The sequence below is a fragment of the Chryseobacterium piscicola genome (assembly GCF_900156685.1).
In the GTDB taxonomy this organism is placed as follows: Bacteria; Bacteroidota; Bacteroidia; order Flavobacteriales; family Weeksellaceae; genus Chryseobacterium; species Chryseobacterium piscicola.
In genome coordinates, this window is sequence record NZ_FTOJ01000005.1 from 92,883 (window position 1) to 119,052 (window position 26,170).

22 protein-coding genes are annotated in these 26,170 nt (G+C 33.5%); 8 read left to right on the top strand and 14 right to left on the bottom strand.

Annotation, left to right across the window (positions count from 1 at the left end):
- Positions 1-3 precede the first annotated feature (3 nt).
- The 4 genes from recO to BW939_RS09250 are packed head-to-tail and all read right to left on the bottom strand — an operon-like array spanning position 4 to position 4,667.
- Positions 4-693, bottom strand: coding sequence for a DNA repair protein RecO (gene recO, locus BW939_RS09235; RefSeq protein ID WP_076451749.1), 690 nt, complete (start codon positions 691-693; stop codon positions 4-6).
- A 5-nt stretch (positions 694-698) separates the two neighbouring features.
- A complete protein-coding gene (gene porZ, locus BW939_RS09240) occupies positions 699-2,960 on the bottom strand; it encodes a type IX secretion system anionic LPS delivery protein PorZ (protein WP_185115881.1) in 2,262 nt (753 codons plus the stop codon).
- A gap of 1 nt (position 2,961) precedes the next feature.
- Positions 2,962-3,912 (bottom strand): bifunctional metallophosphatase/5'-nucleotidase, encoded by a 951-nt coding sequence (locus tag BW939_RS09245; protein WP_076451750.1) that lies wholly within the window; start codon positions 3,910-3,912, stop codon positions 2,962-2,964.
- A complete protein-coding gene (locus BW939_RS09250; RefSeq protein ID WP_076451751.1) occupies positions 3,912-4,667 on the bottom strand; it encodes a 5'-nucleotidase C-terminal domain-containing protein in 756 nt (251 codons plus the stop codon). The genes BW939_RS09245 and BW939_RS09250 overlap by 1 nt, the downstream gene beginning before the upstream one ends.
- Positions 4,668-4,774: 107 nt before the next feature.
- On the opposite strand from BW939_RS09250, the gene dapA reads away from it, so the two are divergent.
- The 3 genes from dapA (at position 4,775) to BW939_RS09265 (ending at position 7,032) form a co-directional block, all read left to right on the top strand.
- Entirely contained in the window at positions 4,775-5,647 is an 873-nt protein-coding gene (dapA, locus tag BW939_RS09255) for a 4-hydroxy-tetrahydrodipicolinate synthase (protein WP_076451752.1), read from the top strand.
- 212 nt (positions 5,648-5,859) lie between these two features.
- Positions 5,860-6,360: a GNAT family N-acetyltransferase gene (locus BW939_RS09260; RefSeq protein WP_076451753.1), complete on the top strand. Its 501-nt coding sequence runs from the start codon at positions 5,860-5,862 to the stop codon at positions 6,358-6,360.
- A 9-nt stretch (positions 6,361-6,369) separates the two neighbouring features.
- Positions 6,370-7,032 carry a hypothetical protein gene (locus tag BW939_RS09265; RefSeq protein ID WP_076451754.1) on the top strand — a complete coding sequence of 221 codons (663 nt, stop codon included), beginning with the start codon at positions 6,370-6,372 and terminating at the stop codon, positions 7,030-7,032.
- 9 nt (positions 7,033-7,041) lie between these two features.
- On the opposite strand, the gene BW939_RS09270 is transcribed toward BW939_RS09265, so the two are convergent.
- The 7 genes from BW939_RS09270 to BW939_RS09300 all read right to left on the bottom strand — a co-directional run bounded on the left by BW939_RS09270 (position 7,042) and on the right by BW939_RS09300 (position 17,102).
- Complete coding sequence (locus tag BW939_RS09270) at positions 7,042-7,407, bottom strand: hypothetical protein (protein ID WP_076451755.1); 366 nt, start codon at positions 7,405-7,407, stop codon at positions 7,042-7,044.
- A 145-nt stretch (positions 7,408-7,552) separates the two neighbouring features.
- The gene (gene recG / locus BW939_RS09275) at positions 7,553-9,637 is read right to left on the bottom strand and encodes an ATP-dependent DNA helicase RecG (RefSeq protein WP_076451756.1); all 2,085 of its coding nucleotides are present in this window, start codon (positions 9,635-9,637) and stop codon (positions 7,553-7,555) included.
- 242 nt (positions 9,638-9,879) lie between these two features.
- Positions 9,880-10,413 (bottom strand): thioredoxin family protein, encoded by a 534-nt coding sequence (locus BW939_RS09280; protein ID WP_076451757.1) that lies wholly within the window; start codon positions 10,411-10,413, stop codon positions 9,880-9,882.
- A gap of 30 nt (positions 10,414-10,443) precedes the next feature.
- Positions 10,444-12,273 carry an oligopeptide:H+ symporter gene (locus BW939_RS09285; RefSeq protein ID WP_076451758.1) on the bottom strand — a complete coding sequence of 610 codons (1,830 nt, stop codon included), beginning with the start codon at positions 12,271-12,273 and terminating at the stop codon, positions 10,444-10,446.
- Positions 12,274-12,305: 32 nt separating this feature from the next.
- Positions 12,306-13,301 carry a PDDEXK nuclease domain-containing protein gene (locus BW939_RS09290; RefSeq protein WP_076451759.1) on the bottom strand — a complete coding sequence of 332 codons (996 nt, stop codon included), beginning with the start codon at positions 13,299-13,301 and terminating at the stop codon, positions 12,306-12,308.
- A gap of 67 nt (positions 13,302-13,368) precedes the next feature.
- The gene (locus BW939_RS09295; RefSeq protein WP_076451760.1) at positions 13,369-15,312 is read right to left on the bottom strand and encodes a peptide MFS transporter; all 1,944 of its coding nucleotides are present in this window, start codon (positions 15,310-15,312) and stop codon (positions 13,369-13,371) included.
- A gap of 137 nt (positions 15,313-15,449) precedes the next feature.
- Positions 15,450-17,102 carry a peptide MFS transporter gene (locus tag BW939_RS09300; protein WP_076451761.1) on the bottom strand — a complete coding sequence of 551 codons (1,653 nt, stop codon included), beginning with the start codon at positions 17,100-17,102 and terminating at the stop codon, positions 15,450-15,452.
- 85 nt (positions 17,103-17,187) lie between these two features.
- On the opposite strand from BW939_RS09300, the gene BW939_RS09305 reads away from it, so the two are divergent.
- The gene (locus BW939_RS09305; RefSeq protein ID WP_076451762.1) at positions 17,188-17,433 is read left to right on the top strand and encodes a hypothetical protein; all 246 of its coding nucleotides are present in this window, start codon (positions 17,188-17,190) and stop codon (positions 17,431-17,433) included.
- The gene (locus BW939_RS09310) at positions 17,420-17,725 is read left to right on the top strand and encodes a type II toxin-antitoxin system RelE/ParE family toxin (protein WP_076451763.1); all 306 of its coding nucleotides are present in this window, start codon (positions 17,420-17,422) and stop codon (positions 17,723-17,725) included. The genes BW939_RS09305 and BW939_RS09310 overlap by 14 nt, the downstream gene beginning before the upstream one ends.
- Before the next feature lie 58 nt (positions 17,726-17,783).
- On the opposite strand, the gene BW939_RS09315 is transcribed toward BW939_RS09310, so the two are convergent.
- A complete protein-coding gene (locus BW939_RS09315; protein WP_076451764.1) occupies positions 17,784-19,913 on the bottom strand; it encodes a S9 family peptidase in 2,130 nt (709 codons plus the stop codon).
- A gap of 114 nt (positions 19,914-20,027) precedes the next feature.
- Here BW939_RS09315 and BW939_RS09320 point away from each other — a divergent pair, with 114 nt between their 5' ends.
- Positions 20,028-20,501 (top strand): hypothetical protein, encoded by a 474-nt coding sequence (locus BW939_RS09320; protein ID WP_076451894.1) that lies wholly within the window; start codon positions 20,028-20,030, stop codon positions 20,499-20,501.
- A gap of 93 nt (positions 20,502-20,594) precedes the next feature.
- On the opposite strand, the gene glgP is transcribed toward BW939_RS09320, so the two are convergent.
- Positions 20,595-22,253, bottom strand: a complete 1,659-nt coding sequence (gene glgP, locus BW939_RS09325) for an alpha-glucan family phosphorylase (RefSeq protein WP_076451765.1) — start codon at positions 22,251-22,253, stop codon at positions 20,595-20,597.
- A 192-nt stretch (positions 22,254-22,445) separates the two neighbouring features.
- On the opposite strand from glgP, the gene BW939_RS09330 reads away from it, so the two are divergent.
- On the top strand, positions 22,446-23,246 hold the full coding sequence (locus tag BW939_RS09330; protein WP_076451766.1) for a hypothetical protein: 801 nt from the start codon (positions 22,446-22,448) through the stop codon (positions 23,244-23,246).
- A gap of 119 nt (positions 23,247-23,365) precedes the next feature.
- Positions 23,366-25,198: a T9SS type B sorting domain-containing protein gene (locus BW939_RS09335; protein WP_076451767.1), complete on the top strand. Its 1,833-nt coding sequence runs from the start codon at positions 23,366-23,368 to the stop codon at positions 25,196-25,198.
- 206 nt (positions 25,199-25,404) lie between these two features.
- Here the strand turns inward: BW939_RS09335 and BW939_RS09340 are convergent, their stop codons facing one another.
- Positions 25,405-25,764 (bottom strand): nuclear transport factor 2 family protein, encoded by a 360-nt coding sequence (locus BW939_RS09340; protein WP_084566636.1) that lies wholly within the window; start codon positions 25,762-25,764, stop codon positions 25,405-25,407.
- Between the last annotated feature and the right edge of the window lie 406 nt (positions 25,765-26,170).

Here is a 26,170-nt window from a genome sequence, read left to right on the forward strand (position 1 = left end):
TAATCAATCATAAATTTGCTGAATTATTTCTAGTGAACTGGGTATTTTAAAATCTGTAAAATGATAGTGATAATAAACCAAGATGCTATCTAATAATTGCTTTCTGTGAGATGATTTTATTTTAGTTTCGTATGGGTTTTCTGAGAATGCAATTTGTTTCCAGATACCAGAAATTTCTTTTGTAAAAAGATGATGTGTTCCGTTGAGATTAAAATTTCCCGTTTCGGGATCAAGATATTCTAAGCTGCTGCTGAGTGGTGCAATTCCCTGTATTCTAAGTAAAAGAATTAAAAGTATAAGATGTGATCTGTAATTTTTCGCATCCAAATTTTCATTAAATTCTATTATAGCGGAAAATATTTGTGGATTTGAATTCTCATGTTTTAAGATTTGATTCAAAAAATCTGAAATAAAAAAAACAATGGTGTTGGCTTTTACATCGGTATAAAAATCGTAAGATTGCTCAAGTTCAAATTTTAATACAGAATTAATCTCTACATCAGGTTTAGATTTTCTACAGTTAAAACTGAGGATGCTTAAAGGCAGTAAAAGTGCCTTCTTTCTATTTTTTTGAGTGAAAACAGACTTTAGAAAAAAGCTTTGAAAGCCTTCTTCTAAAGTGAAACAATGCAAGATAGCATCACTGTCTCCGTATTTTAAGAATGAGAGTACAAAACCCGTGTAAGAAATCATTTAAATTAATTAACCACGGCAATTTTTGCAGTTGCCTTGTCACTTCCGTCTTCGTTGGTCATCAAAACAAAATAAACTCCAGAAGCTACTCTTTTACCTTTTTGATTATTTAAATCCCATTCGTAATATCCTGTTCTAGATTGTGCGGAATGTACAATGTTTCCTGCGGCATCTGTAATTCTTATATTGGCTACTTCAGCCAAACCTTTTATAGTAACATTACCCTTAAACTGAGAATAAACTACAGGATTTGGATAAACTAAAACATTGCCAAAATTGGAAGTAACATCCGCTATATCACCTTGGTAAGTAACAATACCCTCGTAGGTCACAAAATAAACTTTTCCTGTTTTCTTATCAACTTTAATATCTGTAACAGAATTTGAAGGTAATGGAGAGTTTTCTTTTGTGAAATGTTTAATCGTCTGTTCTCCGTTTGCCGAAAGGTAATAGACTCCGCCACCATCTACAGAAATCCATTTTTGGTTTCCCGCATCTACTTCTATTGCAAGAATCTGAGAATTTCTGAATAGTTCTTCTGCCAATCCGTTTTGCTCAATAACAACAGCTTGAAGGGTAGGATTGTTTTTTACTTCAGTAGCAGGGTTTGAAAGGATTCTTATTCCTAAATCTGTTCCTATCCAAGCATCACCGCTTTTATCAAAAGCAACAGAAATAGAGTTGGCCGGCAGGTTATTTTCAACGCCCAAAATATAGGTTTTATCATCTGATGTGGCAATAGTTCCTTTATAATCATAAGCAACGATATGTTGTGATCTTGGCAGAGGTAACCATATTAAACCGTTATTGTAAATAGGAAATTGGGCCCCATTACTACTTAATACAATGTTGTTTAAAACAAATTGATCTGAGGAACGATCATAAGGTGCAATTGCCGTATTATTACCAATAGCATTGGTAAAAGCTACAGATAGAAATATATTATTTTGATCATCACTTGTAAAGCCCACCGGTCTATGTACAAAAACATTGGCACCGCCCAAATTATAATATTTTACAAAATCATAATCTTTTATTGAAGCGTTGTATTTCATTTTGTAAACCCCCATCTGAAAGCTTGCGCTATATCTTGATACGAAAATCTCCGAAGGGTTAGCTGGGTCAGGAAATACATCTAAAATGTTGGTGTCATAAATTGATCCTGCAAAATAGGAAGGATAGATCCATTCTGAACCAGTGTAATAATAAAAACCAGGACGTCTTGGGTTTTCCAAAGGCCCATTAAAACCATCTCTACGTCCGCCAGTAGATACTAAAAGTTGATTTTCGTTAAATAATCTTATTTTATAAGAATAATTAAATGCCGGTCCATCGGGTTTGAAAATGGTGTTGTTTTCATTTTTGATGCCGGATAAGGCAGTTCCAAAATATATTTTGTTAGAAACCCTTGCAGCGGTATTACATTCTTCGCCAGGTGAGGAGCTTCCAATGAAATTTCCGGTAGTGGAGTAAGAATATACCCTGTTATTATCTGTAATGGTTACATTATCTGAACCTGTTACAACATCTTTAATATTCGTAAATGTTTGTGCAATCGGCGTAGAAGTTCCGTTAATATAAATATAGGCAGCTGTGGCGTTTGAATAAGAGAGAACTCCTTCAGAATCTATATGTTTGAAGTTTCCTGACTGCTCATTCGTCCATGAAGTAAAAATCGGAAAAGTGGTGTCTAGTACATGGCTTTTTAAACCTGTATTGGTAACAGAATATACTTTATTACCCAATATTGTAGCTTCATTGCTCGCTTCAAAAACTCCTGCAGTTACGAAAAATGCCGAATCAGCAAATTCTTTCTTTTTCAATTTGAAAATAGAAACTCCATATCCTACAGAAATCACTGCTTGATCTCCTGTTATTGAAATGTGATTTATCTTTTTATTTCCAGAATAGCCTGTTGCAATGGGAATGTCTACTACGTAAGTGATTCCATCGGGAGCAATTACATCCAGAGCACCACTTTGGTAACCTACTAATGCGATTTTTGATTGAGGATCATAGTCGAAAGCAGAAATTTTCACATCATGAAGACCCGAAGCTTTTGATAGTTTTGAAATTTCCCCACTTGAAATATTATAATAAAAAATACCGTTTTCTGTAGCAGCAACAATTTTTCCATTGTCTTCTTTCATTGCCAGAACATTGTTGTAAGAAAACAAATCTGTCCATTTTTTAGACGAAATATTTTGTGCCTTTACCATCTGGAAAGTCGCCAAAATGCCAAGAGAAATTATAGAGAATTTTTTCATATTATACCGTTATACTGCTATCGATTGCCTGGTTGTTCCAAGAAATCTGTTGTACATTTTTATTTTTATCAAAAAAGAAATCTATTCTTCCCAAAAGAAGCCCCGCCCAGCCTACCTGGTTTACCAAAACATTTTTACCTTGTCTGTTCTGAAATGTTTGTGGTTCTGGTAAAAAAGTATGGGTGTGGCCGCCCAAAATCAAGTCAATATTTTCTGTTTTTGACGCTAGCATTTTATCGTTTATTTTTTCTGGTTCGTCTTTATAATCATACCCAATGTGGGAAAGACAAATCACCAAATCACATTTCTTATCGTTCTTAAGAAAATTTGAATAATGCTGTGCTACATCAATGGGGTGAGACCAAATGGTTTCCTGATATTGTTTTTTTCCAACCAAACCATCCAGCTCTATTCCAACGCCAAAAATTCCTACTTTAATTCCGTTTTTATTGAAGATTTTATAGTTTGAAGTTTTCCCGTCTAAAATAGTATTTTTAAAATCATAATTGGAACAGATAAAAGGGAATTTTGCATTAGGTAAAACCTTTAAAAATCCCTCTAAACCATTATCAAAATCATGATTTCCCATGGTGGAAGCATCATATTTCATCATAGACATGAGTTTGAATTCAAGCTCGCCTCCAAAAAAATTAAAATATGGTGTTCCCTGAAAAATGTCTCCAGAATCAAGAAGTAAAAGATTCTTTTCTTCACTTCTTATTTTTTGAATTAAACTTGCCCTTCTCGCAAAACCACCCTGATTAGGGTTTCGTGTGTAGCTAGAATCAAAAGGTTCAATTCTGCTGTGTTGATCGTTGGTGTGAAGTATCGTTAATTTATGGGCTGAGGTAAAAGAATTTAAATTTAATTCTTCCGCCATTACCAAATTTGGAGCTAAAGTCATCGCTAAAGTTCCTCCTGTTATCGTTTTTAAAAAACTTTTTCTATCCATTATTTCTTCCCGATAAATTGTAAACGAATTTCCTCTTTAGGATTAATCTGCTGGTTTTTCTTAAAATATTCTATAAACAAATCTCTAAGCTTAATACCTGTAGGAATTGATTCTCCCATTGCAAAAAACTTCATATTATCGCCACCCAAAGCCAAATAATCAGAAGTTGCAATATAATAAACTTGGTTGGGTAGAATAGGACTTCCATTAATTAAACCTTTTGAAAGATTTCCATCTTTTGTCTCAATGTATAAATGAGAAACCGGATTGTTCTTCTGGTTTTTAGCATAATAATCAAACAAACCCTGAAGATCTGAACCTTTGAATTTTACGATAATCACTTCGTTTTCAAATGGCATTACCTCAAAAACATTTTTTAGAAGGATATCACCTTTCCCAATAGTGGTACGGATTCCCCCGATGTTGATTAATGCAGCGTCAATGTTTTTATTCAAATTGGCTTTCGCCCAAACATCGGCTCCATCAAAAGTATAATCTGCCAAAAGATTTCCCAGATTACTGTTGTTTCCTTCTTTCGTTAAATCTACTTGCGTGTAAGAGATTTTTTGATTCATCTCTTTATTTAGCTTCTCTGTATAAGGCGCGATAAACTTCGAGAAATTTTCATCTCCCTTTAATTCTTGGTTGATAGAAATATTCTTCTGCGTTTCCACATGAGCAACCTGCAACGAATTGGTTTTACAGGCAGTGAGGGAGAGAAGGGCAATTCCTAATAATAAGAATTTATTTTGCATAATTTCTTTAGTATAATGCAAATATAATTATATGTATAATAAAATAAGATTAAAAATTGTAAATTCTTGTATGAAATTATTAAATTTGGGGAAAATAATTCGAACAGATGAGCATTTTAAAAGGAGTAGGTGTTGCTTTGGTAACGCCCTTTAATGAAGATTTATCCGTAGATTTCGAAAGTTTGACAAAACTCGTAGAGTACAACATCGAAAACGGAACCAGCTATTTGGTGGTATTGGGAACTACAGCGGAAGCTGCTACACTTTCTTCAGACGAGAAGAAACAAGTAGTAGAGCATATCATTAAGGTTAATAATAAACGTCTTCCATTGGTTCTAGGAATTGGCGGAAATAATACTCTTGAAGTCAAAAAGCAAATCGAAGAAACAGATTTATCTGATTTTACTGCAGTTTTATCTGTGTCTCCATATTACAACAAACCCAATCAGGAAGGGCTTTACCAGCATTACAAAATGTTAGCTTCTACCGGAAAAAGCATCATCATTTACAATGTTCCTTCAAGAACCGGACAAAATGTTGAGGCAGAAACTACTTTACGTTTGGCAAAAGAATTCCCGAATTTATTCTTAATTAAAGAAGCTTCACCAAATATTCTTCAGTATTTTGATATTCTAAGAAAAAAACCCGAAGGTTTCAATTTAGTTTCTGGAGATGATGAATTTACACTTCCCGTAACTTTAGCTGGTGGAGCAGGAGTTATTTCTGTTATAGGACAAGGGTATCCGAAAGAATTTTCAACGATGGTTCAGCTGGCTTTTGATAAAAAAGTGGATGAAGCGTATGAAATTCACAATCAATTGGTTGACATCACAAGATTGATTTTCGCAGAAGGAAACCCGTGCGGAATTAAAGTGATCTTGGCTGAAAAAGGTTTGATTAAAAACTATCTGAGGCTTCCATTAGTTCCTGCATCCGAGGGACTTTATGCGAAAATTAAAGCTGAAATGGCGAAAATTTAATTAAATAATTAAGTTCTATAAAATATTAAAAGTGAAAGACTCAATGTTTTTCACTTTTTTAATCTAAAAAATTTAACTGCAATTTTTTTACATATAAGTTACTTGAAGTGATTGATTCGAATGTTTAGAAGAACACATTTAGTTAGTAAAAATTTTTGATTTCTTTCTTAGGGGTTCTCATGTGAAAAAAAATACATAATAATTATTCAGAAATGAAACTAATTAAAGCAACAGAAAAAAACATTCCCTTGATTCAGGATTTAGCAAAAAGGTCGTGGGAAAATGCATACGCAGATATTCTTTCACAAGAACAAATGCATTTCATGCTCAATACAATGTATTCTGAAGCTGAAATTTCAGAACATTTAAAAAATCCAAATTATCATTACTATCTAGTTTTTGACGAAGTTTTAAATTTATTTGATGGGTTTTTAGGCTACGAAAATCATTACGAAAACCAGACAACAAAGCTTCACCGAATTTATCTCGTTCCAGAAAGTAAAGGAAAAGGTTTAGGCAAAAAAACGCTAGAATTTCTCAATAAAAAGGTGAAAGAAAGTGGAGATAGCAGAATTATTTTAAATGTAAACAAATACAATTCCGCACAAAAATTTTACCAATCTCAAGGTTATAAAATCTATGATGAAGGTGTTTTTGACATTGGAAATGGCTATGTGATGGATGATTTTTTGATGGAAATTCTCTTAAAATAAAAATCTGTTATGAAACATTTATTTTTAGTTATAGCAGTTTTCGTCTTCAATAATTGTTTTTCGCAAAATGATTTGGAACTTAAAATAATTAATGATACGATCAAGAAAGTTTCAAAATTTGATAACAATAACATTGTTTATGCTCTGAAAAATAATTCGAATAAAACTTATTTAATTATTTTAGATAGTGATGAATTCAATGAAGATGGGGAGTATCATGTAGAGCGACAGTTTGTTGGATTACCTGATTATTATATTTTTGAAAAGAAAACCTTGCTACCTGTGCAGCACGCATTTCATAATGGTGAAAATGAATTTAAAGTTGATAAAAATAGCAGTGATTTTAAAAAATTCAGGCAATCATATTCTAAATTTTTTAGCCATCAAGATTTGGAAATTGCGTTTCGAATCAGCAAAAAGATTGTGAAACTAAAACCACAAGAGGAAAAATATTTTTCAACTAGAGTAAATTTTCCAGCTTATAAAAGAAGATTTATCGATTTGAAAAACAAATCTGAATATTATTTTCAAATCAGTCTGCAGACTCCAAAAGAGATTGTTGAAAAATATTATCAACCTATTAGAAATATAAATAATAAGGATTCTATATTTGTGGGACAGATATTTTCGAATAAAATTCCTTTAATTTACAAGGTTTACAATGATAAATAACTGCAGTTTTTACTTTTTATTTAAGTTTTCTAAATATCTTTTTTTACAGGAATCAAATTTCCAATAATTACCAGTATTTAACTTGGTATCATTAAATTTAGTCCAAGACTTGCCTTCTCCAATATATTTTCTATCCTCAAAACCTATATAATTTTCATAAATATCAAAACCAACTTCTGAATAGTGAACAATTAAAAAATTGGAAATTTGAAGTTTTTCAATAATGTCCAAAATATATAAATCTTCGAAAGTGTTTACTCGGTTACAGATATCTTCTAAATATCCACTTTCCAAATCATCTGAATAAAATTCTTTAAAAAACGCTTCAAAAATTTTATCAAAAGAACTCTCTTCAAGGCAAATGTCTTCAATCATTTTTGCTTCCCATCCATCATCATCGGTCGGGATAATTAAAAAATTCTCTTCATAAAAGTGAGGAACATCAATAAAAAGTGTATTTATTTCATCTTTAGTGATGATTAGTGTAATTCTATGTGCTATTGTTGTGATGAAATTAAATTTACGAAATCTTACTCCACTTATTTTTCCCTTTATAATACTGCAGATAGTAATTTTTTATAATCTGATGCTCAGTTTTCGCCAGCAAAGGGTCGGTTTCCAGAATTTTTTCAACCAGACTTTTGGTGTTTTTAATAATCGCGGAGTCATTCACCAAATCCAGTCTTTTAAAGTCAACAACACCACTTTGTTGTGTTCCCAAAATATCGCCGGGTCCACGCAGTTGCATATCTACTTCCGAAATTTTGAAACCATCATTGGTTTCCGTCATGGTTTTAATTCTCGTTCGGCTATCAGCTGTTAACTTATCCGAAGTCATTAGGATACAATAACTCTGCTCGCCACCTCTTCCTACACGCCCGCGCAACTGATGAAGCTGAGATAAGCCAAATCTTTCTGAACTTTCAATGACCATCACAGAAGCATTTGGAACGTTTACGCCTACTTCAATTACCGTTGTTGCAACCATAATCTGAGATTTTCCTGATGCGAAATAATTCATGGCAGCATCTTTTTCGTCTGCTTTCATTTTCCCGTGAAGCATTGTGACGTTGTAATTGGAGAAATTATCCATCACACTTTCCAGGCCTTCCATTAGGTTTTTGTAATCCAACGTTTCAGATTCTTCAATTAACGGATAAACGAAATAAATTTGCCTGCCTTTACGAATTTCTTCATGACAGAAATTGTAAACATAAGCACGATCTTTTTCTCTTCTGTGAGCCGTTATAATCGGTTTTCTACCAACCGGCATTTCATCAATCACAGAAACATCCAAATCAGAATAAAAGCTCATTGCCAAAGTCCTCGGGATCGGTGTTGCCGTCATAACCAAAATGTGTGGGGGAATTCTATTTTTTGCCCAAAGTTTTGCTCTTTGCGCTACTCCAAATCTATGTTGCTCGTCGATAATAGCAAGGCCGAGGTTTTTGAACTTTACTTTATCTTCCAAAACAGCGTGAGTTCCTATTAAAATTGAAAGCTCGCCGTTTTCTAGCTCTTCATGAATGATTTTTCTTGCAGAAGCTTTCACAGAACCGGTGAGAATATTGACTTTAATTTCAGTGTCTTTCAGTAAATCTTTGATGCCAGCATAATGTTGCTGAGCGAGAATTTCAGTAGGAGCCATCAGACAGCTTTGGAAACCGTTATCTAGAGCAATCAACATTGTAAGTAAAGCAACCATTGTTTTTCCAGAACCCACATCGCCTTGCAAAAGTCTGTTCATTTGGATAGGCTTTTTCATATCCAATCTAATTTCCTTTAAAACTCTTTTTTGTGCATTCGTGAGTTCAAAAGGAAGGTGGTTTTCGTAAAAATTAGTGAAATAATCGCCCACGATGGGGAAGGAGTTCCCTTGTGATTTTGCTTTGTGATGAGCCTTTTTTAAGCCAAAACCTAACTGAAAAAAGAAAGATTCTTCAAATTTTAAACGATAATCTGCCTTTTCAAAATACTGCTGGTTTTTTGGAAAGTGGATGTTGAGAAATGTATGCTGTCTAGACAAAAACTGATAATGACGAATCATATACTCCGGAAGATTTTCCTGAATGAGATTGGGGATTTCTTTGCAAATGTTTTTTAAAACATTCTGGAAGAATTTCTGAGTTAAACCACGCTTGCTGAGTTTTTCTGAGCTTGGATAAATGGGTTTTAATCTCGTTTCGGCTTCCTTGTTTTCTTCGGCTTCTATTTCCGGATGAGGCATCGAAAATTGACTGTTGAATGCATTGATTTTACCAAAAATAAAAACTTCTTTATTCAAAGGAATTTGTTCTTTGAGCCATTTGGAATACTGAAACCAAACCAGATCCATCGATCCGGTGTGATCATTAAATTTTGCCGAAAGTCTTTTTATTTTTCCCGTCTGAATTTCTTGAAGAGCAGTGATTTTACCCTTCAACTGAACTTCAATATTGCTTTCCTGAAGCATTGAAACCGTAAATATTTTGCTTTTGTCTAAATATCTGATAGGGTAGAAGTTCAGGAAATCTTCCACAATAGAAATTCCCAACACATTTTTGATGAGCTTGGCACGTTCGGAACCGATTCCTTTTATGAATTCTATGGAAGTTTCTAAAGTCAATGGGAAAATAAGATGCGAATTTCGGGAAAATTTTAGAAATAAAAAAAGCTTTCGATTTTGAAAGCCTTGATTGTTTTATGTCTCTCGCAGATGAAGCTGATAGAGTGGGTTTTTCTTATTAATTCAGAAGATTTATTTGCCAGGAATACTTAAATATTTCTAAAAAAATGTTACAATAAATCTAATTCATGCATTCGTGGTAATTTATAGCTAAAAGCAAACAGCCATTTGCTAAAAGCCAGCTACTCTTTTATTTTAGACTTAAATTTCTTCTGATAATCTTCCCATTCTCCCTGAGACTTAAATTTTTTATGTAAATCGTTTGAAATAAAAACCAAATAAGGCTCTAGCTCTTTTGCAGTTAATTCGCCTTGCAACATGGTAATGGGGCGACCTGTTTCATCTAGCAAAGCAGTTGTGGGAACTGCATTAACGTTCATAAACTCTGTGAATTCATGAAGAGAATTTTTTCCTCTTTTGTGAGAAATGTTCTCATTTGAAAATTTTCTACCAAAAACCTCTATTGTTTTTTTGTATTCTGCATTAAACTTTACAGGATAGTAATTTGAATTCAGAATATCGTAAATCACGGCATTTCCATACGTTTTTTTGTCCATGATTTTGCATGGTCCGCACCAATCTGCGTAGAAGTCGATGAGTATTTTTTTAGGTTCAGTTTTCTGAGCTTCAAGAGCTTCTTCAATTGTCATCCATTTTACCTGTGCAAAATTGAAACTGATAAAAAAAAGAAAAACTAGGATGGATATTTTTTTCATGATATGGTATTTGTACAGGTATCTATTGTTCTATTTAACTTCCTGCATCAATTTTTTAACTAAAGGTGATATCAAAATTAATACCACACCGGCAATCACGGCATACAATGCTAATTGTTTGTAACCTTCTGTATATGTAATTAATGCATCGTAATTGGTAGAGCCTTCTTTGGCAGTTGCTAGCCCCGCGCCGATGATTCCTGCTACGTATTGCCCGTAGGCGGAGGCGAGAAACCACAGTCCCATCATCATTCCCTGAAGATTTTTGGTGGAAAGCTTAGTCATAATTGAGAGCCCTATAGGAGATAAGCAAAGTTCTCCCAAAGTGATAACCAATAAAGCAATTGTAAAGAAATTCAATGAGGTAATTCCTCGTAAATCTGCAAAGAATTTGGTTGCAAAAAGTACATAATATCCTAATCCTAAAAAGATAAATCCGAGTCCGAATTTGATAATCGTATTGGGCTCTATTTTTCTTTTGCTCATCCAGATCCACAACAAACCAATCAGAGGAGCGAGGAAAATAATAAAGAATGCGCCTCCGGAATTATTAACACCATTCGGGTCTAATCCTAAAAGATCTTTATTTAAATTTTTTGCAGCGAAAATACTTAATGAGCCGCCACTTTGCTCATAGATTCCCCAAAACAATATTGAAAACAAGATGAAAACTAAAGCTGCATATAGTTTTTTTATATTGGGGTTCAACGTTTTTTCGGTATTAATTTCTGATATTCCATAGTTATTTTCGGCACTATTTCCTTTTTTAAAGAGTAAATAGATTCCGTAAAAAGGAATTAGTTGATACCATCCGCTAAGATTTATGTCGTGGCATCTTTTAGTTTGAAAAACAATATAGAACCATGAAAGCGGAATTAATGGTAGGCAGTACAACCAATTTAATTTATAATAACTGTAAAATATGATGGATAAATAAATTATTGAAAATAATAAATAGTTAAGTATATATTTTTCACGTGATAATCTACCTTTTAAACTATATGGATTTTTATATTTATCATCATTAATTCTTGAAAATTCGTAGAATAAATAGAAGATTGTTAAAGGTCCAACGGTCCACATAAAGTAATCTGTGTATTCTGGAACTGAAACCATTTTCATGATAATCGGAATAAATAGTAATGATAAAATATACACTCCATACTCTTTGTACTTTGGCATAGGTGAAGATTTGACTTCGTTGTCAGGATGTCCTGGCTGAAGCCCGATTGTTCCTAAGCTTTTTTGAGTAAAAACAAAATTAATTAAACTAATCACCATTACAATTGCAGCCAAACCGAAAGCAACATTCCATCTCATACTTTTTGAAATAATACTTTCGAATAGCTCACCTTTTCCTATTGCAATACATAAATACCCACCTAATAATGCTCCAAGATTAATTCCGGCATAAAAAAGTGAAAAACCTGCGTCGGCTCTTGAGTCGTTTGGTTTGTAAAGTTGGCCAACCATCGAGGAAATATTGGGTTTGAAAAAACCAGTTCCTACAACCGTAAAAGCAATTCCTAGAAAGAAAAATTGATGCGGATCTGTGGCTAAAATTAAACTTCCAACAATCATCAAGAGTCCGCCCCAGAAAAGTGATTTTCTGAAACCTAAAATTTTATCTGCGAAAAGTCCACCAACAAAAGTGAAAGCGTAAACAAAAGCCTGAGTAGCACCATATTGGAGGTTGGCTTCTTTTTCGTGGAAATTGAGCTGTGAAATCATAAAGAAAACCAGCATTCCGCGCATTCCGTAGAAGCAGAAACGTTCCCACATTTCGGAAAAGAAAAGTGACCAGATTTGCTTTGGATATTTTCCTTTAAAATTCTGTATCTCGTCTAGCGTTAGATTCATAAGTAATGGGTAATATGTAATTTTGAAATATATTAAGATTGCGATTTTTCATCTTCCTGATCAAGCTCGAAGCGCGTTCTGTCTTGTTCGATGATTTGTTTTAGCTCTTCTTCTTTCGGAAGATACAATAAATATTTGCTTGCGAAAAGATTGTTTTTGTCATTCAGAACAGAATATTTTACAATGGTTTCATCTTTTTCCGAACACAAGAGAATTCCGATGGTTGGGTTATCACCTTCGCTGCGTTTCAAATCGTCATACATTCTCACGTACATATCAATTTGTCCGATATCTTGATGCGAAAGTTCGCCTGTTTTAAGATCAATAATCACAAAACATTTTAAAATATAATTGTAAAAAACAAGGTCAATGTAAAAATCTGAAGTGTCGGTAGAAATGTGCTGTTGCCTTGCTACGAAAGCAAAACCTTTCCCGAATTCTAATAAAAATTTTTGGATATGGTCGATAATTCCGCTCTCTATTTCTCTTTCTGATATTTTTTCATCTGGTTTCAAACCAAAAAATTCAAAAATATATGGATCTTTCAAAATACTGTGAATATTTTCAACCGGCGATTTTTTGTGTTGAAGAACTCTTTCGTAGGCTAAAGAATTGATTTGTCTTTTTAAATCTCTTGAACTCCAGTTGTTTTGAATTGATTCGTTAAGATAGTAGTTTTTTTTCTGCTCATTTTCTTGTCTTAAAAGTAAGCGGTAATGAGTCCAGCTTAATTCGTGACGCACTGCGTCACGAATTGGAAATGAATGAAAAAAGGATCTCATGTTTCTGAGATTGCTTTCATCGAAACCTTTTCCGAATTCTAGCGTTAATTTTTTTGAGAGATTTTTCAGAACAAATTTTCCATATTCTGCGCGATCTTTTCCTTGTTGCTCGTCTTCTACAATCAATTGCCCAATTTGCCAATAGGTAAGCAATAACGCAGAATTTGCAACGCGAAAAACACGTTCACGTGCTTGAGAAATGATTTCTTTTACAGATTGAAATAAAGAATCTTCGGAAATTTCCATGATACGAATGTAAAAAAAAACCTCTGAAAAATCAGAGGTTTTGTATAAATATTTTGTTTACACGAATTTAGTTTACACCGTGCATCATTTTCTTTAAAATTGGTGAGATCAATGCTAAAATAGCTCCTGCAATTCCACATAAAATCACAAATACCATAAAGAATTCAAATAAATTACGGATTTCAAATCCGGAAAAAGTTTTGTATTCTGCTTTTACCGTATTGCCATCTCCAATTTTTGCTAGCTGCGCTTCAGTAGGATATTTAATCTGATTTAAATCCATTGTGAAATCAAGCTTTGCATCTTTATTTGTTTTCTGTAGTTCTTTCAGTTTGTTTTCGTGTGCAGTTCTTTGTGCAGCAATGATTTCTTTATTTTCCTTAAACAAATTCTGAATGTCTTTTTTCAAAACATCATCATTACCGAAATCTACGTCTGCAAGGTTTGATTGTGCCAACAAAAACAATTCCTTAGAAGTGGGTTTGTAAGTTTTGTCTAATACTTTTTCTAAATTAATATTTTGCTCTTTAGCTGCTAAAAACTTGTCTCCTGTAGCTGGTAAAATTGAACCTAATGTACCGGAAAGTGCGTATCCTGCTGCGTTTGCAATAAAAAATACTCCAAAAAGAAGTGAGGCAAAACGTTTTGGTGCCAATTTTCCTACTAAAGACAAACCAATTGGAGATAAACAAAGTTCACCCATTGTCTGTATTAAATAAAGTAAAATTAACCATTTAACTGCCAAAAGACCAGAGTTTCCTAAATCTTTTACGTTATAAGCGATAATTAAATAACTTAATGCAATTAATCCTAAACCGATTGCCTGCTTTAGAGGAGAAACCGGTTCTTTCTTAGCTGCTCTCAGCTTGTCCCAAAGCATACTGAAAGGAACCGCCAAAACAACAATAAACAATCCGTTAAAAATCTGAACCATTGACGGTGGCATATTCCATCCGAAAATGTGTCTGTCAGTTTGATTGTCTGCAATAAAAGTTAAAGATGATCCTGCTTGTTCAAATGCTGCCCAAAAGAAAATAATAAAGAAGGATACAATGTAGATTACCCAAATTCTATCTCTCTCTACTTTATTTTCTGCTGCAGACATGATTAAGTAAGCCAAAGCCAGTCCCATTGAGTAAATGAAAGGATAGATTACGGCCTTTACAAATTCTCCCATTCCTACAGAAGCGAAACCTATTTTATCTACAAACAAATATTGGAATCCGAAGAATGCTGCAATAAAAACAGCTGTTGCAATACCGATAGAAAGACTAGAGAATTTAGCAGTTTGAGCTTCACCTTCTTCAAAATCTTCGGCTGTATTTTCACTTGGCAATCCACCGATTGGTCTGCCTTCAGGTGTTACTACATATTTGTTTTTCAGGAAAATAAAAGTTAAAGTTCCTAAAATCATTGCGATAGATGCTGCTAAAAATCCCCATTTGAATGCATGGATATCTCTGATACCTGAAGCGTCTTTTACATCACCTAAAATTGGGCAGATAAGCTGTCCTAAGAAAGCGCCCATATTAATTCCCATGTAGAAAATGGTAAATGCAGAGTCTAATTTTGATTTTTCTTGCTTTGGATAAAGGCTTCCAACCATTGACGAAATATTCGGTTTAAAGAATCCGTTTCCGAAGATGATTATTCCTAAAGCAATCCACATCATCATTTGTGCAGATCCTAAATTGGCTCCGAAAGTAGAAGCACTCATAAACATTAAAAACTGGCCAATTGCCATTAATGTTCCACCAACAATGATACAATATCTATTTCCCAGAAAACGGTCTGAAATAAAACCTCCCAGCATTGGTGTAAGGTAACAAAGTGCCAAAAATCCACCGTAAATGATGGTGACATCTCCTTCCTTCATGAGTAGAGAGTTTACCATAAAAAGCGTTAACAACGCTCTCATCCCATAAAAGTTGAAACGCTCCCACATCTCTGTTCCGAATAGAACCCATAATCCTTTAGGGTGTTTAGTCTTCGACTGAACTGCTGTATCCATATATTTAATTGTTAATTTTTTGTTAAGACCCACAAATATAGTTTTTTTTGGGTTTTTGGCAAGTTTTAATTTTTATTTTAAACAAAAAAAACTGCAGAAGAATCTACAGCTTTAGTTATGTTGAATGATAAAAGAAATTAATTAACTCCTTTTTCTTTCATTATTTTATTTAATCTTTTTAAAATTGATAACCCTAAAAGTGTTGCTAAAAGTAATAATCCAAAATTCACGATAAAGAAATTGGCTTTGTTATCGTAATCATACCAAAAACTAGCTAAAACACCTGAAAGTTTATTTCCAATTGATGTTGATAGGAAAAAACCACCCATCATTAATGCAGTTAATCTCGGTGGAGAAAGTTTTGAAACTAAAGATAATCCCATCGGAGAAAGACAAAGTTCACCAACAGTAATGACTCCATACGCCGCAACTAGCCATAAAGCAGATACTTTTACCCAACCGTTTTGTCCGGCATAAACTGCCCCAACCATCACCAAACATGATAGTGCTGAAATAAATAACCCAATAACGATTTTTGAAGGTGTACTTGGTTCTTTTCCTTTTCTTCGAAGCATCATGAAAAACGCTACAACTACAGGCGTCAGTAAAATTACCCAACCAGGATTGATAGATTGAAATAATTCTGTGTTGTAAAGGCTGACTGTAGATGGTGGATTTCCGCCCATGCTTTTACGATCTAAATCTGAAATATTTCTAAAATAAATATCTTTTCCTTGCTCTTTTAAAGCATTTCCATCTTTATCTTTTTTTACCTGATATTGATCGTCGTACACAGAAACTTCTTTATTCTGATAATCCTTTTTGTCAACTAAGTAAATGGCTTCCAAAGGTTTTTCCAACGGAGCAGGAACTGTTCTATCTGTATAATAATTTGCCCAACGGGTTAAAGCTGTTCCATTTTGCTTAAAAACGGCCCAAAACATTAAGCTTACTGCAAAAATTGCCAACAGTGCGCCGATCGGTTTTTTATCCTCCGCATTGGCTTTTACATAAAGCATTACGTAGAAATAAATTACAGGAACACACGCAAAAATAAATGCATCTGTACTGTCGCTTCCGAAAATATTACTTGGAATAAACCATCCAATCAGTCCGAAAATAATGGCTGGTAAAAAGACCTTTACCAAAACGTCAGAAATCTTTGTGTCTCCTTCCTGTGCTGGTTTTAAAATATTTGCCTGAAGAATATGTCGTCTTCCGATGGTGAAAACCAAAAGTCCGACAAACATTCCAACGCCAGCTGTCATGAAAGCAGGTCCCCATCCGTATTTGTTACGCATGAATGCCGCAATAATGTTGCAGACAAAAGCTCCGATGTTGATTCCCATATAGAAAATATTGTAACCGGCATCTTTATTGGCTTTGTAAGGCTCTTCGTTATATAAATTTCCTAAAAGTGTAGAAATACTTGGCTTGAAAAAACCATTTCCGATGATAATTAAAGCTAACGAAGCGTAAAAAAGAGGAAGTTCTTTAAAGAAACCAACTCCGAGATAACCCAATCCCATCAGAAAACCTCCAATGTAAATGGCTTTAATATAACCTAAAACTCTGTCGGCTAAAAATCCACCCAAGAAAGGCGTCAAATAGGTTAAGGCGATAAAAGTTCCGAAAATATCATCGGCATTTTTATCATCAAAAGCTAATCCGCCTTTTTCGCTGTCGATCATGTACAGTACAAAAATTCCGAGAATAAGATAATAGCCGAAACGCTCCCACATTTCTGTGAAGAATAAATAGGGAAGGCCTTTTGGGTGTTTGGTTTTCATGAATAAGATTTTTTACAATTTCACAAATATAAAATATTTAATATAATTATTGAATTTTATTAACTTTGAGTAAAATAAAGCAAACATGAATACAGTATTTCATTTATCATCAGCAGACGAAATTAGTGAAGACTTGATAAGAAGTATTAAGGCTGCCTACAAAAAGAAACCTATCTCAATAACCATTGAGGAGGATTCATTTATTCCAAACTGGCAGAAAGAGGAAGTTTTGAGAAGAGCAAAGTATGCTGAGGATAATCCTGAATCACTTTTAGATTTTGACGATTTTATTGAAAATTTTGAGAAGAAATTATTAAATGAGAAAGGCTAAAATAGTTATTTCCGAAAATGCTGATTTTGATTTAAGCGAAATAGCAGATTGGTATAATGAAATTAATAAAAAACTTATTTGGTTATTTTTAAAAGATTTTAAGAAGACTATAAAACATATTTCTGAAAATCCTTTTTCTTGCGAATTCAGATATGGAAATTTCAGAATAGCGTATCTAAAAAGATTTCCGTTTGGAATTCATTATCAATTTGATGAAAATAAAAATATGTTGAAGATATTTTCAGTTTTCCATACTTCCAGAAATCCGGAAAATTGGAAAGAAAGAAAATAAAAATCCGAATCTCATATCAGAGATTCGGATTTTTTATAGTTTAAATTTAATCTTAAAATTAAAGATTCTCCAAAATAAAATCAGTCATTTTCTGATACAGTTGAGGTCTTGTTTGTCCACCATAAATTCCGTGGTTTTTATCGGGATAAGCCATAAATTCAAACTGTTTTTTGTTTTGAATCAAAGCTTCAGAAAATTCCATAGAATTTTGGAAATGTACGTTGTCATCAGCAGTTCCGTGGATTAGCAAAAATTTACCTTTCAATAAATTTGCATAAGTCGTTGGAGAATTATCATCATAACCAGCCGGATTTTCCTGTGGAGTCAGTAAAAATCTTTCCGTGTAAACAGAATCGTAATATCTCCAGTTTGTTACCGGTGCAACCGCAATTCCTGCTTTGAAAACATCTGCGCCTTTCGTCATAGCCAAACTCGCCATGTAACCTCCGAAACTCCACCCGAAAATACCGATTCTCGATTTGTCGATGTACGATTGATTTCCAAACCATTTTGCGGCAGTAATCTGATCTTCAATTTCGTATTTACCTAAGTTTTTATACGTTGCTTTTTTGAATTTTGCACCTTTATATCCGGTACCACGACCATCTACACATGCAATGACATAGCCTTTCTGAGCCAGCATTTCAAACCAAAGTGCATTTCCGTTGTCCCAAGAATTTGAAACCTGTTGAGATCCCGGCCCTGAATATTGGAACATAAATAATGGATATTTCTTATTCGGATCAAAGTTTTTCGGCTTTATAATCCATGCGTTCATTTTATCTCCAGCTTCGTTTGGTATGGTAATAAATTCTTTTACTGAGAAATTATCCTGCTGAAGTTTCTGAAGCTGAGCTTCGTTGTTTTGAAGTTCTTTGAGTTGCTTTCCGTTACCGTCTTTCAATACAAAAGTGTAAGGTTTTGCAACAGTAGAAGAAGTTTCAATAAAATAATTGTAGTTTTTGCTGAAATTAGCAGTGTTATTTCCTTCTGAATTAGAAATTAGCTGAGATTTTCCATTCAGAATATTAATTTTGGAAACTACTTTATTAATGCTTCCTTTTTCTGTAGTCTGAATAAATACTTCTTTTGTTTTCGGGTTAAAACCATAATATTCAGTTACTTCCCAATTTCCTTTTGTGATTTGTTTTTTGAGTTTTCCATCTTTTTCATACCAATAGAGATGTCTGAACCCGTCTCTTTCTGAAGCCCAAAGGAAAGAGTTGTCTTCAAAAAACTCTAGAGTTACATTGTCTGTATCAATCCACTTATCATCAGTCTCGGTAAAGAGTTTTGTTGCCTGTCCTGTTTTTGTATTTACTTTTAAAACATCTGATGCATTTTGAGTTCTTTGTGAAGTAATCAATACAATTTCGTCCGGATTTGAAGTTTGAATTACGTTTGGAATATAGTAATTTTTAAATTGATCTAGATTTACTTTTGTCTTTTTTCCGTCTGATAATTGGTAAATATGCGCTGTTGCAATTGAGTTTTTTTCTCCTGCTTTGGGATATTTATAGCGCATTTCTGTAGGATACAGCGATTTCTCGTACATTGGAATATAGATTTCCGGAACATCTGTTTCAACTAATTTCACGAATAGTATATCTGCCGAATTTTTTGTCCATTCGTACAATCTCGCATGCCCGAATTCTTCTTCGTATACCCAATCTGCCAAACCATTCAGAACTTTATTTTTAACTCCATGCTGCGTAATTTGAGTTATTTTTCCTGAGTTTAAATCTTGATAGAATAAATTGTTGTCTACTATAAATGAAATTTTAGAAGCATCAGGCGAAAATCTTGGCTCCTGAACTGCTTTTCCTTCATTTAAACTTACTATTTTGCCTGTTTTGAAATCTTTTATATCGTATTTTCCTAAAAAAGAATGTCTATAAATAGGCTGGCTTTCCTTTAAAAGAAGAATTTTTGATTCATCATCAGAAAATTCATAACTTTCGAAGCTTCCGTCTACTAAATTTCCTTCTTTCTGAGATGTTTTGTAAGAATATTTTGCAATTCCGCCTTGCTCAATGACTAAGTGATTTTCACCATTCTTCATTGAGGTAATTCCGGCAATGCCTTTTCCACGGTAATAACCAGAATATATTTTATCTAAAGTAATTTCCTGAGCATTGAAGCTTTGGAAGATAGCAGCAATGCTGAGGGTAAGTATAAGTTTTTTCATTTTTAAAATAAAGGGTTTCCAAATATAACAATTTTAATAAAATCTTTGATAATGAATCTTAAAACTTCGTTTTGGCAAAAAAATTGGATTAAACATTTCATTAAATATATAATTATGGAAACGAATAACGAAAAAAAACTCAACCGTTACGAACTAACGAATGAGATTGTATATACAGGTTTTGCAGATTTCAATGCAGCAGAGCTTTATGCAAAAGAAAATGAAGGAGCATTAGTTGAAGTGGCTTTTAAAGATGGAAATGACAATCCTGTACCAACTACAGAAGCCAATTTAATTGAGAAAAAACTACATTATTTTGTAGATGCAGGACCAGAATATAAATTTATTCATTCATCAGATCCGGGTTTTAAACAATATGCAGAAGAACTTCAGAAAATAAAAGCAAGCCAGGATAAAACCAGCCCTGAAGAGCGGTATTTTGCCAATTTTGAAATTGAGAACTCTGAAGATCCAATCATTGTTATTAAAAATGATCACTTAGAATCGGTAACATCTAGAGAACGGTCAAAATATCTGAAACATGCCAACGTTTATGAAATTGCGGTTTCAAAACCAAAAGTTCAGTAATAAATACAAAAAAATATAAAAAAAATCAGCCGGGACAAAACATCTGGGCTGATTTTTTTTTAAACAAGTCGAGCTTCAAACCTTATTCTCAGTCTAATTGTTGTACAACATTTTGTAATATTCATCAGCCATTCGGTCAGAATTAAACTGATCTTTTACATCGTTCATGGCGTTGTATTGTATTTTTCTCCATTTATCAGGATTGTCGTAATAGGTTGGGAGGATTTCTTTTTCAAGAATTTCGTAGAGTTTGTTCAAATCATAATTATCTTGTTCGTAAATGCTCATATTGGCATAGTCCGCTTTAGGAACTACGAAAGAATTTTCTCCGTGTTTTGCAAATTCAGGAATCCAGCCATCGTCAGTAGATAAATTTACACTTCCGTTCATAGCCGCCGTCATACCAGAAGTTCCTGAAGCTTCTCTCGGTACACGAGGGTTATTTAGCCATAAATCTGAGCCTTGTTTCAATGATTTACTTAAAGCGAGTTCATAGCCCGTTAACACTGCTATGTTTTTATGATTTTTACTTTCTTCTACCAAAGAATTAAACGTAGAAATTGCAGAATAATCCATAGGGTATGGTTTTCCTGCCCAAATCATCTGGATAGGATATTTTGCATGATTCAAAAGAGAGTAAAACCTTGATTTATCATGCAGAAGTAAATCTGCTCTTTTGTACCCTGCAAATCTTCTTGCCCATACGATTGTAAAGATATTAGGATCAAAAAGATTTCCGGTTTGGTCTGCTACAATTTTGAAAAGTCTCTTTTTTAATAGTTTTTTTCGGTAATCAAACATGGGTTGATTATTTTCATCCTTTGCGTTATATAAAGGTTTGTCTCCCCAATATTTGAATTCCTGCGCGTTGGTAATCGATTTTATTTCGCAAATGCCTTCATATTTACTCCACATCTCACGAGATACTTCGCCATGAAGTTTAGAAACTCCATTGGCAATTTTCGCCATTTTCAATGCGCATAAAGAATGATTAAATCTTTCCTCTTCAGAACCTTCAATTTTACTTACTTCTTCTAAGCTTAAACCTGAAAAATAAGACATTTCGTAGCAAAGTCTTCTGTTGTGTTTTTCATTTCCCGCTTCTTCTGGCGTGTGGGTTGTGAAAACCAGTTTTTCTTTTACTTTGTTGATATCTCCATTAAATTTTTTCAGCAAATGGAAAGCAGCCGGCAAGCCATGAGCTTCGTTTAGATGGTAAATGTCGCGGTCAATATTCATTTCTTCTAAAAGCCTTGCGCCACCTTTTCCTAGAAGAATATACTGAGCTAATTTTGTAGATTCGTTGGCATCGTAAAGTTTGTGACAGATGGTTTTGGAAATATGATCATTCTCCGGGACGTCAGTGGAAAGTAAAAATAATGGTGCTGTATTGAAAGTCTCTGGATTGAGGTAAAAAACCTTTACCCAAACCGGTGCACTGTGAATTTCAATTTGAAATTTAATACCCGTGTCTTCTAGAAAACTGTACATTTTTTTCGTCCAGGTAGGCTGAAGTGTTTGGTCATGATTTCTTGCTTGGTCGTAATAGCCGAATTTCCAGAGAATACCAATTCCTACAACATCTTGTTTTAGATTGTAAGCGCTTCTCATGTGTGAGCCTGCCAAAAATCCAAGACCTCCGGAATATATTTTTAGAACTTGCTCAATAGCAAATTCCATTGAGAAATAGGCGATTTTTTTTGTGTATTGCTGGTTGACAGCGTAAGGTATTTTAAAGTTTTTAAAATCCATTATTGTGTAGTATATTATTTTGAAAAGAACAAATGTAATTATAATCAAAATAAATCGATTGTTAAATAATCAATAATTTAGAAATATAAAATCAATTCATAAGAAAAATTCACTAGATTTAGCTTGTAAAATTTTGATAATCAAAATGTTTGTTCTTGGGGCAATTTTGTAATTCTGCTAAAATTCAAACTCATGAAAAAGACTTTTTCCGATGAAGATCTTGTGAAAAATCTCAATCTTTACCACCTCAATAGACATCTAAAAAAGAAGCCTATAGAAAAGTACCATCGTAGTATTGACGCGTCTGCCTTGCACGATCGTGAGAAATATAAAAAGAAAACCGAGATTTTGTTGCTGAATTCTTTTATGCATCATTTTCCTGAGGTAAAATTTGAAAACTTTATCTGTGAAAGCCCAGATTTTATAGCAAAATTACACGGAAAAAAAATAGGAATAGAACTAACCGAAGTGATCAATCATCTTGAAATGAAGAAAGTAGAAAGCTGCTTAAATAAGATTTTTCGGCAGGCAGAAATACTGTTAGAAAAAGAAGATGCTTCAAAATATCGTGGTGTTTATTTTTTGGAATTTAACCAGAATTTTAAACTGGATAGTCCCGAGTTTCAGCAGGAAATAATTTTGGATATTTATAAAAGTATTCGAAGGAATAAGCCTTTTGGTTATGTTAAGAATATTAGAAAATCTGTACACCGCAGAAACGTTTTTATTACCCATGAATTCACATTGAATCTTTTTGATGAGCTCGGCTCGGAAAAAATTTTAGAATTGATTGAAAAGAAAAATGAAAAATTCCCTTACTATGATAATTCTGTAGATGAATGTTGGCTGGTAATTGTTTCAGATATGAATTCCCTTGCGTCCAGATACACTTTTATTCAAAATAAAGAGCATCTTGCTGAAGTGAAAAGCCCGTTCCACAAAATTTTCCATCTCGAAAACCTTTGCGGAAATATAACAAGTATAAAAACTTGATTCCTCTTTAAAAAAATAATAATTTACAGGAAATTAACAGATTTTGTTTAAGTTTTGATTCTCTTTGTTGTGATGATTTAAATATTTGTTTAATTTTGATGAAATAAATAAGGAATGCCATGAAAAAAACGCTACTGTTTTTATTGATCATAATTTCAAATTTTTATTTTTCTCAAGGAGATTGCGTCTCGGCATTAGGTGTCTGCGGAAATTCTACTATTACATACAGCCCTACAGGTATAGGAAATACAAACGAGAGTTTAGGAGATTGTCTCAGTACAGGGGAACATAATTCTATCTGGTATAAATTTAAGATTGCCACCAGCGGAACTCTTACTTTTGTGATCAATCCGTCGGATCCAACTGTAGACTATGACTGGGCTGTATACGGACCCAATACTTCTTGCGGAAGTCTTGGTTTTCCCATACGCTGTAACGCTGCTACAGTGATTGGTGTAAATCCCGATACTGGTTTGGATATGACGAGCACAATAACCAGTGCAGCAGGAGGTTCTAGTACGCCATATTGTAAGTATATGGATGTTGTTGCAGGCGAAACCTACTTTTTATACTTAGATAATTTTCAGGGAGGGGCAAGTACCAATGTTTCACCGTTTACTCTTACATGGGGCGGTACTGCTACATTGGCCTCACCGTTTACCGATCCCGCTATACTTCAGTTTCCTCTTGTTCCACCAGGTTCTCCGGCTGCCAATCCTTCAGATCCTAAAGAGGTTTTAATTTGTATAAATCCTGCAGTTTTCAATTTTAATGTTTTAACACCAGGAATTTTAAATGGCAACAGTAATTTTGTAGTTTCTTACCATTATACTCAAAATGATGCGATTTCAGGAGCCAATCCCATTACTACTCAAATCACAGTAAATACATCAACGGTATATTATTATAGTGTACATTATCAAGACCCTACAAATCCCACAAATCCTATTAATTATTGTAGGGAAACAGGGAAATTTAAATTTAAACTAGGGTCAATTTCTGCATACGATGGGAATTTGGAAGTTTGTGCTAATCCTACGAATCCAAATGTGGCAACTTTTAATCTTGATTTAGCAAATGTTACTACACAGCCCGCAGCTGTAAAAACATATTATTCAACAATGGCAGCTGCACAAGCGGGAACAAACCCAATTTCTCCCTCTAATGCATACGTTTCTGCACCTGGTGTAGTTTATGTGAAAGTGGCGGATCTTGCTGGCTGTTATACTATTGTAAAAATTACTTTGAAAATAGTTTCGCAGGTGTATTCTACCATTTTGAAGGATAAGACAATATGTATCGATGACCGTGCTACCCTTGATGCCGGACCAGGCTTTGCATCTTATGAATGGAGTACGGGAGCAACAACTCAAGTGGTTTCCGGATTGCCTGTAGGAAGTTATTGGGTAAAGCTTCAGACCGGTAATTGTTTTGCAATACAGAAGGTTAATGTTTTACCGTATACCCAACCCATTATTTCAAGCGTTGATATTTCTTTTGCAAAAGTTGTTGTAAATGTGAGTGGTGGAAAAGCGCCTTACAAATATTCTATGGACAATATTAACTGGCAAGATTCTAATGTTTTTACCAAAGTTAAAAGAGGTGAACACATGGTTTATGTAAAAGATGCCAACCAATGTCACGAAGTAGATATTGAAATCACAGTTCCTAATATCGTGAATGCAATAACGCCAAACGGAGATGGCTACAATGATTATATAGATTATTCTGCTTTGGCAAATAAAGCTAATCTTGTATTTACTGTTTATAATAGATACGGAAACAAAATGTTTGAAGCAAATAAATTCAACGATTACAGATGGGACGGAACTTCAGGGAATAAAAAAATAGGGACAGGAAACTATTGGTTCTCAATTACATGGACTGAGCCTAAACGAAATAATACACCAGTAAACTACTCCGGATGGATTTTGGTTAAGAATAGGGATTGATAATTTTAAGAATTGCCTGTAATTTATGATAATTGAAAGTACTTTGTGTTTCTTTGTTAACTTAACGCCCTTTTTATAAGTTAAAAACAATCAAAATGTATAACTCTTTGTTTGCCTTGGCGTTAAATCAAGAATTATGTCAAATTGCGCATGTACATAATAATCTAAATGATATAAGAAAACCATCTTTAAAGAGATGGTTTTTTTTAGCTGAATACTTTTGTATCTTTAAAATAATCAGATAAATACAATATTTTTCCACATTCTGAGAATTGAATAATGGTGCAGATTTCGTTTTCGTGAGGGTCTTTTCCAGATAAATTACCCGAAGAATTAGTTTGGTAAAAATATTTGTTATTTCCCAAATTAAATATCTCAGAAACATTCCACTCAATTTTTTCATAACGCCTGAAAATAGCTCTGAACAAGGCTAAAATTCTGCTTTTACCAGAAATTTCTTTAGCAGGCGGAATCCAAATTACAGTATCATCAGTAAACCATTTTTCAAGTTTTTCAATATTTAAGGAATTTAAATCCTGCATAAAATGACTGATCTTACAATTCATAGGCGCAATTTACGTTTATATACGTTAAAATCGGTAAATTGGTTTTAAATTAAGAAAAATAGTAAACAAATACTCACGAAAAATTGTTTACAAAACGTTTTGAATACTATAAAGTTATTGCAAGTAAATCATTAGCTCAACTTTTTCATGAATAGTTTTTTTAGTAATTTAATAAAGAAGGTAATTCAATTACAGTCACCATAAAAATGAATAATATGAAATATATCTACGAAAAGGTTGGTTTTTTAAACTCAAAAGAAACAAAAATATTCAAGAAGCCGTAATTAATAATCTGGAAATACTTTCTGTTACTACTGATAAATATAAGGGTTTTAATACCGAAATAAATATTGATTTCACATAAAATAGAATGAAAAACTTTACAATTAATAAAAACAAAGGTATT